Genomic DNA, 10,366 nt, shown 5'->3' with positions numbered 1-10,366 from the left:
TGTTAATACTGCTTAAAAAGTATAAATAAATTTATACTACTGGGAAAATGATTTAGTGATCGCTTGTTTTTTACTGGATCTGACGAAACCGCATAGCTCCCAGCTCATGTAGTCTTCTTTGTTCAGTTAACTCACTTTCCCTCTGTGCGTTTTCTTGTCTTGCTTGAGCTAATTCAAGTTCCTGTCGTGCTATCTCTTCACCAACCCATTTTTTATAAAGAATAAATTCTAAAATACTCCAGATAAGCAAAGTCGCCCCGAAACAAGCCATTAGACTTGTTGCGTAAGTTTGAATCCTACTACTTCCAGAAAAAGGATTAGTTACCAATGTTGCAATATCCTCTTGAAACGTTGGTCTTACACCCCTAACATAGTAAACCCTACCGATAACACGGCCTTGATTAGTGACATTTATAGCACTGCGTTCAGTCGCATGAGAATTACTATAAGTCCACTGTGCAAATACAGGTGGTGGATCAAGCAATACATCGTAGGGATGTTTTGTTAACTCCTGTGGATTTAGAGCCGCTTTCCAAGATGAGGATTTTCCAGAATCTTTACCTGAATACGAAATTATATTTTGTCCACTAGAGTCTGTAACAATTAATCCAAATAAACTATAATTACTATCTAAAGTACGTTGTACTTCTTCTGGTTTATTTTTAATAATTGCATAAGAAAGTTTCGTTGGTAGAGTATGAGATAAAATGTTAAAGTCAACAGTCTGAACGCGAAATATTGTTTGATTCCAATAGTTGTTATAACGGTCAAAAGTGACTGCTCCACCAACCCCAAAACTAATTATTCCTGTTGTTGCTAGTCTAGCTAAAACTTTTAGTATTGCTCCTCTATTAGATGTTTTAATTGCTTGGTTATCTCTGCTATTGAACATTTGATGCTCCTGAAACTTATATTTTGCGATCGCTATACTATTAGTTGATATCAGGACAAAAAATACTCTGAATAATACTGAATATGTGACACTAATTACAGTGTATGATCGCTTCTACTGACATATTTCCTCGCTTGATTGGGAGGAATTGCGATTTTTTTCAGTGGAGCTTCAATTTATATTCCCTATCCTGGAGTTCGTATATATATACTTGATAAACTAAGCTTGAATTTGGGTTTGAGGCTGTCTTGTTTGTGTATTACTGGGTGCATTTAGTTTGCGGGATAATGCCAACACATTCATAGCAAACTGCTGATAGAGTTCTGGGGACTTATTCATGAAAACAACTATTGCATTGCGATGACTGTAAATTGCTAAATATCGACGTTTATTAGTTATCGCATAAACAATTAGAGCTACTCCTGCAACAAGTAAAATTAAACCTAGTGTAGAAGAGTTACTGAATGCACCCAAAGCTGAAAAAGCTAGGAATCCTCCAAAACCCAATAATGCATAAATAGGGGCTTCTAATGTTTCTACTGAATCAATATTTTGAATGCGTATCCAAGTCTCTCTCTTTTCTAAACCCGTTTTTGTTGTTCCAACAAGAGTATCACCTGTAAATTTGACAAGAATTGTTCCTTTTGCTGGAACTAACACGTTTCCCCAAACTTGGGCGGGAGCGCCTGTAATTTCCGTGACTTGCTGATTAGTTCTCATGTTTGTATTACCGTTCATTAGATGCCTCACCTGATGTTTAGAATTGCAATCAACAGTTGGATATAAAAACTAGAACAAGTGGGCTAGTAGAGCTATACTTACCGCTCACACAGAAACTGAGTAAATAACTAATTTGGCAAATATTTAGTTAACAAATCCTCACCCTGAGCGCCCATCTCATCAAGCTTCTGTTCAATAAGCTTCTTCGCCATCGGCGACGGTTTAGAGCGTCCATTCTCCCAGCGATTAATCGTGGTATATGTCACGCCGAGAGTGGCTGCAAACTGTTCTTGCGTTAACCCAGCCAAAAGTCGCAAATCACGAATGATATGCCCTACCTGTGGCTGTTTGAAAGCCAAGGGTTTTTTGATAGTCATTGAGCAAGCTTGAACCGCTACCTTAAGTAGCTAATGCTATATTATTTGTTGCATTTTAGTCATACGGAATCGCAATAAACCTCAGTGTATATCCGTAATAATGAAAATCATGTAAAATTATTTACTATGATCAGGAATATTTTTTAAGTGGTTCTGAACCTAAATTCTTGGAGGTAAATGACTCATTTCATTCATAGGGTAATAGATGCGATCGCACCCATAAACTCGTTAATGTACAACTCTGTTTATTGAAATATATGAGTATTGTCTAGGGTGATTTATTTTTATCATACAAATTTAACCCTAACCTAACTAAATGCAATCTATACTTTAGCTGTATTTTCTAACAAAGAATTTTATGCTGAAGTTACATTCTTTCGCTAAGTTTTCTTTATTGACAGCATTATCAACAATCTTGGTTTGGCAGTACCCAGCTTTTGCTTGGAATAAGCCTGGACACATGGTTTCAGGAGCGATCGCTTACAGGGAACTCTCGCAGAATCATCAAGAAGTAATTGAGAAAATGGTTGCCATTTTGAAGGAACACCCTGAATACTCTAAATTTGAGCAGCAGTGGAATTCCCTAAAACAATCTAATATTTCTGCTGAAAATAAAAATTTGTACTTATTTATGTGGGCAGCAAAATGGCCAGATGAAGCTCGAAATAACCAAGCATTTAATCACCCAACTTGGCACTATATCAATTTTCCTTATCAACCTGGTAGTTCTTCAAACTCTATTCCTCGTGAAATTCCAGGTGAAGAAAATATTATATTTGCTTTTCAAAAAAATCTTGATATTATTCAAAGTAATGCCACCAACAACGAAAAAGCAGTTGCAATATGCTGGTTATTCCATTTAGTAGGAGATGTGCATCAGCCATTGCATACTACCAAATTAATTACTAACGAGTATAAGGAACCAGAAGGTGATAGAGGTGGTACACGTTTTTATATTAGAGTTAATCCAGATGGTCAAACAATCAGTTTGCATAAATTCTGGGATGACCTCATACTAGGCTCAGAAAACTTTCAAACTGTTCGCAACACCGCAACTAAGATAAGAGCCTCCTATCAACGCAGTAAATTGCCAGAGTTAAGAGAAACTCAATTTAATAATTGGGCAAAATTGGAGAGTTTTAATATCGCTAAACAAAAAGCATATCTTAATGGCAAGCTTTCTGGCAGTAGTGATAAAAACGATGGAAAGCCATTACCGCCAAATTATGCTGCTACCGCCAAACCAATAGCAGAACGCCGCATGAGCTTGGCAGGCTACCGTCTAGCTGATGTGCTTACTAAACTGTTTGGTAGGTGACAAAAAATACATAATCTCTTTTGATATCCACTTACATGATGTGGGTGGTTTTTGATTTTACTAGAGCGATTACCCCAGTTTGAGAGCGATCTCTACGACGGGCTGTCCGGTGTCGCTTCTTCCTCCATCCCCAGATTTGCCTTCTCAGCACCCTATCACCAGTAACCATTTTCTGTGATCCACCAAGGAAAAAGCTCAAAATCGCGGATGCCGTCTGTGATACGTTAGCTTAGGCTGACTTCTATCGTTTGTAATGCCAGCTTCAAGATGATTCGTTTTTTGCGTAAAGTACGAAACTTGAGGTGAATAGTATTATCAAACGGTATTTACTTAAGATGAAGAAATTGTTGACCGTACAGCAGCATTCAAGACTGGGCAAGGAAGTTCTACGAGATTGTAATCTTGCATCCATAACAGACCAACAAGTTGAGGAATTGAAGCAATCTCTCTGGGAACATGGGGTTATTGTTGTCAGAAAGCAAAAACTGACGGCATCCCAATTGAAAGACTTTGCCATCCAGACGTTTGGTGACTCAACCCTCGGTCGTCGCCCCAAGCCTCTAGATCCCGCGCTCCAGACTTACAGAGTCCTGGAGTCTCCATTTTAGGTAATCCCAAGGGGCTTTCTGATGAGGTGGTCGGCAAAGTTGCTTGGCAATGGCATCACGATAAAGACCATCTCCCTAAAACACAGGGACTGGATATGAATGCCCTCTATGTCGTGATGCTTTATGGGGTGTCCATCCCGGACGAAGGAACGGATGGACACCCCCACACCACTCTCTTTCTCGACATGGTGGAAGCCTACCACAATCTCGCTCCCCAACATCAGCAGCAATTAAAACTACTGTCGATGTATCACCTGTCACCTATCTCCCCACAGCCAGGGATAGAGATTCCTCGGAAATTACATCCAATTGTCTCAACTCACAAAGTAACTGGGCGCTATTGTTTATATTTGGGTTCTGACACTTCGATTCTCAAAGGTCTAGAAAACGAACCAGAAGCTGCTAAACAGTATTGGCAGGAATTGTTTCGGGAGATTCTGGACTGTACACCAGTTTATGCCCATATTTGGCAACCTGGAGATATTGTGTTTTGGGATAACTCCCAAGTTATGCATACAGGTATGCCCTACAATCCAAACAAATATAAGCGGATTGCTCTCCGTGTTGGTGTTATGGCCAATAGCTGAAGTTGGAGACAATTGCGGGGTTTGGCGGGGTCAACAAAAGAATGACTAGCCCTCAATTAGTTCCGGTGTTGTCTCCTCTCGCGGGATAATTAGTTTATGCTATCAAGTCCAAATTCTACCAAGTAGAATCCCTTGAATCCCACAATTAATCACTTACAGCATTGTTGACAGATGGCGTGTTAGAAACGGATGGTGCGCGAGATTTTACCCAACGGACAACAGAAAGTCTTTTACAGTGATGATTGCTGGAAATAGAATTATCACTCTGTTGGAAAAATCGGTAATTCAATCTCAAGCGATCGCAATCGCACTTTGGCCCAATAGCTGCTGAAGATTGCACTCAGAAATTATCGGGGTAAGTTCATGAACAACCAACCGAATCACAAAAACTTTAGTCTACAAGAAACGCCATGTCCTATCTGCGGTTCACAAAATTTTGTTTGGGGTCGTACCGTTGGAGAATCAGTAAGCCAGTGGGTGTATTTCCGTGCTGATGGGGCTGGGTGGGGGGAAGGCGAAAAGCTGCGGTCACGGAAATGTAGAGATTGTAACAATGTTCAGTTATTTACGTATGATTAGCTGTCAAGACAAACGAAACTAGCCTTGAAGCTAAAACCAGCACTCCAGTTAAAATTTGTCGCAGATTTCAAGCAGGCGCAGATCCACCAAGAGCATTTTTGCAAGCATCAGCAGTTTCTATGCCAAAACCACCAGCTTGAGCATGACGGAGTAGTGATTGTACTATCGGCATCGCAATACTCATGCCAAATAAGTTTTCTCCTTGCCCTCTTTTATCAAAGCTTTCAGATTTGAGGATGTACTTTATAGCTGTCGGAAGTGCTGTATGCACGGACGTACCCATCCCCTTTCCACAGGCGTTGAACCCTTGTAAATTGGCTAAAGTATTGAACTTTAGTATGAATTTAGATTCCAACCTTAGTTGGAGCTAACCTTACATTGATATATGGACTGATTCATCAATCATTGTATTGTACAAAAGTTTCAACTTTGAGTGGACGACAAGTTAGAGTTAATTGCATATATTTAATTCAGGCAAATATTGAGAGCAATTTAGTTACAATATTTCAGCTTACTTGACACAAAGAGAGTAAGAAGAGGGTTGTATGCTCAACGCTGATGCTGAACATAAAGTATCAGTGAGCCTTGACCGTGACCTGATATTTTCCAATTCCTGTCTGATATATCTAAAAAAGTGTACATTGCTCGCATCAATGTTCGCGTTTTGGCAACAGCATGATCGGCTTTACGTCATGTCAGATCAATTGTGTTATTGATTCTTATTCATGGTCTTCTGGTAACAGCATAATTTCTCAGTATTTGAAACAGCTTAGATCATCTACGAATTGAGTCAGTAATCTCAATCAATATTTCGTTGAGGATAATTTTATGACACGTATGCCATTACTATTTGGAGATGATTTTGAGTATTCCGAAGTTCCAACTCAGAGTAACTTTTTTGGAAATTCTCCTATTAATCATGCACTCACTGCTGTCGCCCAAGAGGTCGCTAGATTGCTTCAACACGCAAATCCTGTTCAAGCTGATGGCAGCAACCATGCTGAAACAATTGCAATTCGAGCCATAGAACCGGAATACAGCCAAATCCTTACTATTGAAATGTTGACTGAGCGAGAGTTAGAGATATTGCAACTGATTGTTGACGGGTACAGCAATGATGGAATTGCCCAAAATTTGTACATCAGTACAGGTACGGCGAAAACCCATGTTCGCAATATTTTGAAGAAATTCTGTGCGAGCGATGCCGAAGGCAAGGCTTCTCTACGAGAGGCTACGCCAACGCCAACGCACTCAGGTAGCAATCCGGGCGCTGCGTGCGATCAGGTCTTGTCCACTTAAAAGATAATGCTGTTTAATTCTCACTCATAAGGAGTCAAATCTATGTCATACAAACACGAAACTGTGAAAGTTTTTCCATCCCATGTTGAAGCAGAAGCCGCCGTATTAGAACTGCAAAAAGCGGGCTTCGATATGCAAAAGATTTCGATCATCGGTAAAGACTATCAAACCACTGAACATATCCGTGGCTTTCTCACCTGGAAAGATACGGCTAAAGCTGGAGCCGGAGAAGCAGGTTATTGGGGCAGCTTTTTTGGTGGACTATTTGGCATTCTCACAGGGGTTGGTTTGCTGTTTATTCCAGGAGTCGGTCCTGTGATTGTAGCTGGACACGTTGCCGGAGTGCTGGCAGGTTGGCTCGAAGGTATGGTTGTAGGGGGTGTAGGAGCTGCTGTGGCAGGGGGGCTGGTAGGTGCCCTTGTAGGATTGGGAATTTCCAAAGAGCAAGCCCTGAAGTACGAGACAGAAATCAAAGCTGGTAAGTTCATGGTGATTGTCTCAGGCACAGATGAGGAAATTGATCGAGCGCTACAGATTCTAACTAGGGTAAATCCTAAAGTTGCTCAAGAAGTTGTTGTTTAAATTAACAGCAGCCACACCTTGTAATGTCATATTTTATTTCTGACCTAATCTCTTAATTATGCCGTCTCTAAAACTCTGATCGTTCCAGAGCTTTATCTTGATCACAGGAATCAGTCGTTAGCGTATATTTTTGTTCCAATGCTACTCGTGCATGATTGCTTGCTGCTGTTTATCCACCACTTACTAAAATGAATTATTCTCGCCCCACAGTGATTGTCGGAGCAGGCTTCGTAGGTCTTTTTACAGCGTTGCATCTGCGTCATCAGCAAGACTTGCGCTCGATCATTTTGATTGATCCACAAGAACGGTTTGTCTTCAAGCCAATGTTATATGAACTATTGACAGGTGAATTGTCAGAAGATACCGTTTGTCCGACTTATAAAGAGTTGCTGCAAGGCAGTGATATCAACTTTGTACAGGACAAAGTAGTGGCGATCGACCTGCAAGAAAAACGTCTTAAGTTAGCTTCTGGCTCAGATTATATCTACGATCGTCTGGTCTTAGCTGTTGGCAGTATTCAGGGTTATTTAGGTACAGAGGGCGCACAAAAAAACGCATTCGCATTTCGGACACAAGAGAATGCGATCGCCCTAGAATGCCAGTTACGAGAATGCTTGCAACGTGCTAGCCAAACGGATGACGAAACACAACGGCGATCGCTCCTTACGTTTGCTGTCGTTGGGGCAGGCCCGACAGGGGTAGAAATGGCGGCAACCCTGGCAGATTTGTTACCCGACTGGTACGCCCAACTCGGCGGCGATATTCGTCAGATTCGCATTGTCTTAATCAATCATGGTAAGACGATTCTCGCAGGCGATGTCAACGCGGGTTTGCAGTCAGAGGCTCTCCACGCTTTCAGAACTCGAACAATACCTGTTGAGTTGATATTAGGTGTAGGGGTGAAAGCGGTTGCTCAAGACCACCTGGAGTATCAACCTGCCAACAGCATTGAGATAAAAACGCTGTTGACTCAAACCACCATCTGGACAGCCGGGACTGCCGTGAACCCACTCATCCAAAGTCTCAAGTCCCAAATTCCGGCAGATCGCCTAGATAAGCATGGGCTACCGCTTGTCACCTCAACTCTGCAACTGCTGGATTTTCCAGAAGTGTTTGCCGCAGGCGATTGCGCGGACGTGCAGCCACAACCCTTACCGGCTCTAGCCCAGGTGGCATATCAGCAAGGTGCGAGCATTGCCCACAATTTGATTGCCCTTGCTAAAGGAGCATCCCCTAGCCCAGCCCATGTGAGTCCTCGGGGTACGCTAATGAAATTGGGTTTAGGAAATGGGGTAGCAAACTTGTTTGACAAAGTGCAGATAACTGGCAAACCTGGCGATCTAATTCGCAGTGCAGCGTATTTGGAAATGCTGCCCACCCCACTGCATGACTTTAAGGCAACCACAGAATGGCTGAAGGAAGAAACTTTCCATCGCTATCACAGACCCAAGATGAAGCCAGAAACCACCGCAAAATAGCCTCTCTCTTCGGTTGAACAACGAGAGCGATCGCTCATCCATCTGTGTATGCCACTAGATTAGAGTGGACAACCTCCTCACCGCCGCCAAGCGAAAACTTTGAAGAGATTCCCACCATCACCTCAGAACCCTATAGTTACAGGGAATCTGACAGATTGACAGTTGATCAATCATCTATTTAAAGAGAACCACTGATGAAGACACGAACAACAAGACGATTAGTTGGTGAAATCTTAACGATTGGCATGATTGGACTGCTACACTGGCAGCCTCTCTTCGCGCTTACAGTCAGCCAAGCTCAACCAAATCCCTCTCAAGACTATGTACTTCCCTACCGGGGCAGTTGGACGGGAACCTTCCGTACTGTCGGTTCTCAGGGGCAGATACTCGTATTTATTGATCCTGCTGGCAAACTGTACGGAAGTTTGAAGTCTAATGATGGTGAGAACTTTGCTCAAATTAGCGGTTCCCATCGCGGAAGTAAGTTTCATCTGGTTTTCACCCCTCCACCCAGCAGCCTTAACCAGTTTGGCACTGCTACTCCTTACACCGTTGATGCAACCGCAAAGTGGGAGCAAGGTGTGAGTCGATTTGTCATCTCAGCCCCAACTAGAACGGGTCACTCACAATTATATACATTTGAGAAATCAATCGATAATCGATAAAACAATACATCGAACGGAGTTGCGATCTTCCTCTAGCAAGGCTTAAGCCCATCGCCTCCCTTTTGCACAGGTGATGTACTTGAGCAGAAAGGATTAAATATTGCTGTTCTGTTAATGAACCAGAATCTTATCTCTAATCAGAACAGACTCTATGCAAACGAGAATTACATTGGAGAAAAATTATGCAGATGGGAGTGATTGGTCTAGGACGTATGGGTGCGAACATTGTTCGGCGACTGCTGCAAAACAACCATGAGTGTGTGGTGTTCAATCGCACACCTGAAAAAGTGAAACTACTTGCATCAGAAGGGGCGATCGGCACTTACAGCTTGGATGATTTTGTCCAGAAGCTCAATAAACCTTGTGCGATTTGGTTGATGGTGCCAGCCGGAGAACCAACCGAGCAGATGGTGAAGGAACTGGCTGCAAAACTGGATTCCGGCGACATCTTAATTGATGGGGGCAACTCTTACTATATTGACGATATTCGACGGGCAAATGATCTGATGCAAAAGGGCATTCACTACCTAGATGTGGGAACCAGTGGCGGAGTGTGGGGTTTGGAGCGGGGTTATTGCATGATGATTGGTGGATCTCAGATGGTGGTTCAGTATCTCGATCCCATTTTTAAATCATTAGCTCCCGGACGGGGTGATATTCCGCGTACTGTTGGACGGGAAAAAGTGGGCGGTACGGCTGAAGAAGGCTATCTGCACTGCGGATCGAATGGGGCGGGGCATTTTGTCAAGATGGTGCATAATGGCATTGAATATGGCTTGATGGCAGCCTACGCAGAAGGATTGAATATCTTGCATCACGCCAATGTGGGTAAGCAGAACCGTGTGGCTAATGCTGAAACGACCCCTCTCCGCAATCCTGAACACTATCAGTATGACTTTAATCTGCCTGATATTGCCGAAGTTTGGCGACGGGGTAGTGTAATTGCCTCCTGGCTACTGGATCTAACTGCGATCACCCTTCTGGAACAACCAGACTTATCAGGCTTTGGGGGGCGCGTGTCTGATTCAGGCGAAGGACGCTGGACGATCGCAGCCGCCATTGACGAAGGCACTCCTGTCCCTGTACTCAGCGCAGCCCTGTATCAACGGTTTAGCTCACGCGGCGAAAATGATTTTGCGGATAAACTACTGTCTGCCATGCGTTTCCAGTTTGGCGGACACGTAGAACAACAGGCAAAGATAAAATCATGACGATCGCCACTGCACCTCAGTCTCAAGTTGAAAGCTCGGTTCATCCGGCT

15 protein-coding genes are annotated in these 10,366 nt (G+C 42.9%); 9 read left to right on the top strand and 6 right to left on the bottom strand.

The features are described from left to right. Window positions 1-70: 70 nt before the first annotated feature. From H6G86_RS32945 to H6G86_RS32935, 3 genes are all read right to left on the bottom strand, one after another. Window positions 71-892 carry a hypothetical protein gene (locus H6G86_RS32945; protein WP_190937853.1) on the bottom strand — a complete coding sequence of 274 codons (822 nt, stop codon included), beginning with the start codon at window positions 890-892 and terminating at the stop codon, window positions 71-73. A 219-nt stretch (window positions 893-1,111) separates the two neighbouring features. Beyond that, window positions 1,112-1,630: a hypothetical protein gene (locus H6G86_RS32940; RefSeq protein ID WP_190937852.1), complete on the bottom strand. Its 519-nt coding sequence runs from the start codon at window positions 1,628-1,630 to the stop codon at window positions 1,112-1,114. A gap of 110 nt (window positions 1,631-1,740) precedes the next feature. Then, entirely contained in the window at window positions 1,741-1,989 is a 249-nt protein-coding gene (locus tag H6G86_RS32935; RefSeq protein ID WP_190937851.1) for a helix-turn-helix domain-containing protein, read from the bottom strand. 358 nt (window positions 1,990-2,347) lie between these two features. On the opposite strand from H6G86_RS32935, the gene H6G86_RS32930 reads away from it, so the two are divergent. Next, complete coding sequence (locus H6G86_RS32930) at window positions 2,348-3,307, top strand: S1/P1 nuclease (protein WP_190937850.1); 960 nt, start codon at window positions 2,348-2,350, stop codon at window positions 3,305-3,307. A 31-nt stretch (window positions 3,308-3,338) separates the two neighbouring features. Here H6G86_RS32930 and H6G86_RS32925 read toward each other — a convergent pair whose 3' ends face one another. Beyond that, entirely contained in the window at window positions 3,339-3,476 is a 138-nt protein-coding gene (locus H6G86_RS32925) for a hypothetical protein (RefSeq protein WP_190937849.1), read from the bottom strand. A 166-nt stretch (window positions 3,477-3,642) separates the two neighbouring features. Between H6G86_RS32925 and H6G86_RS39150 the strand changes: the two genes are divergently transcribed. Then, window positions 3,643-3,915, top strand: coding sequence for a TauD/TfdA family dioxygenase (locus H6G86_RS39150; RefSeq protein WP_242065096.1), 273 nt, complete (start codon window positions 3,643-3,645; stop codon window positions 3,913-3,915). A gap of 26 nt (window positions 3,916-3,941) precedes the next feature. Then, window positions 3,942-4,502: a TauD/TfdA dioxygenase family protein gene (locus H6G86_RS39145; RefSeq protein WP_313931548.1), complete on the top strand. Its 561-nt coding sequence runs from the start codon at window positions 3,942-3,944 to the stop codon at window positions 4,500-4,502. Window positions 4,503-4,647: 145 nt separating this feature from the next. Here H6G86_RS39145 and H6G86_RS32915 read toward each other — a convergent pair whose 3' ends face one another. After that, window positions 4,648-4,842 (bottom strand): hypothetical protein, encoded by a 195-nt coding sequence (locus tag H6G86_RS32915; protein ID WP_190937848.1) that lies wholly within the window; start codon window positions 4,840-4,842, stop codon window positions 4,648-4,650. A 23-nt stretch (window positions 4,843-4,865) separates the two neighbouring features. Between H6G86_RS32915 and H6G86_RS32910 the strand changes: the two genes are divergently transcribed. Then, a complete protein-coding gene (locus H6G86_RS32910) occupies window positions 4,866-5,081 on the top strand; it encodes a hypothetical protein (protein WP_190937847.1) in 216 nt (71 codons plus the stop codon). 67 nt (window positions 5,082-5,148) lie between these two features. On the opposite strand, the gene H6G86_RS32905 is transcribed toward H6G86_RS32910, so the two are convergent. After that, window positions 5,149-5,352 carry a hypothetical protein gene (locus H6G86_RS32905; protein WP_242065095.1) on the bottom strand — a complete coding sequence of 68 codons (204 nt, stop codon included), beginning with the start codon at window positions 5,350-5,352 and terminating at the stop codon, window positions 5,149-5,151. Between the two features lie 557 nt (window positions 5,353-5,909). Between H6G86_RS32905 and H6G86_RS39725 the strand changes: the two genes are divergently transcribed. From H6G86_RS39725 to gnd, 5 genes are all read left to right on the top strand, one after another. Next, entirely contained in the window at window positions 5,910-6,380 is a 471-nt protein-coding gene (locus H6G86_RS39725; RefSeq protein ID WP_190937846.1) for a LuxR C-terminal-related transcriptional regulator, read from the top strand. Window positions 6,381-6,422: 42 nt separating this feature from the next. Further along, complete coding sequence (locus H6G86_RS32895) at window positions 6,423-6,962, top strand: YflT domain-containing protein (RefSeq protein WP_190937845.1); 540 nt, start codon at window positions 6,423-6,425, stop codon at window positions 6,960-6,962. A gap of 188 nt (window positions 6,963-7,150) precedes the next feature. Beyond that, complete coding sequence (locus H6G86_RS32890; RefSeq protein WP_190937844.1) at window positions 7,151-8,440, top strand: NAD(P)/FAD-dependent oxidoreductase; 1,290 nt, start codon at window positions 7,151-7,153, stop codon at window positions 8,438-8,440. Window positions 8,441-8,634: 194 nt separating this feature from the next. Then, window positions 8,635-9,105 carry a hypothetical protein gene (locus H6G86_RS32885; protein WP_190937843.1) on the top strand — a complete coding sequence of 157 codons (471 nt, stop codon included), beginning with the start codon at window positions 8,635-8,637 and terminating at the stop codon, window positions 9,103-9,105. A 182-nt stretch (window positions 9,106-9,287) separates the two neighbouring features. After that, window positions 9,288-10,316: a phosphogluconate dehydrogenase (NAD(+)-dependent, decarboxylating) gene (gene gnd, locus H6G86_RS32880; protein ID WP_190937842.1), complete on the top strand. Its 1,029-nt coding sequence runs from the start codon at window positions 9,288-9,290 to the stop codon at window positions 10,314-10,316. The last annotated feature ends 50 nt before the right edge of the window (window positions 10,317-10,366 follow it).

The organism is Nostoc sp. FACHB-133, assembly GCF_014698055.1.
Classification (GTDB): Bacteria; Cyanobacteriota; Cyanobacteriia; order Cyanobacteriales; family Nostocaceae; genus Nostoc.
This window is presented reverse-complemented; position numbering and strand designations above follow the sequence as displayed.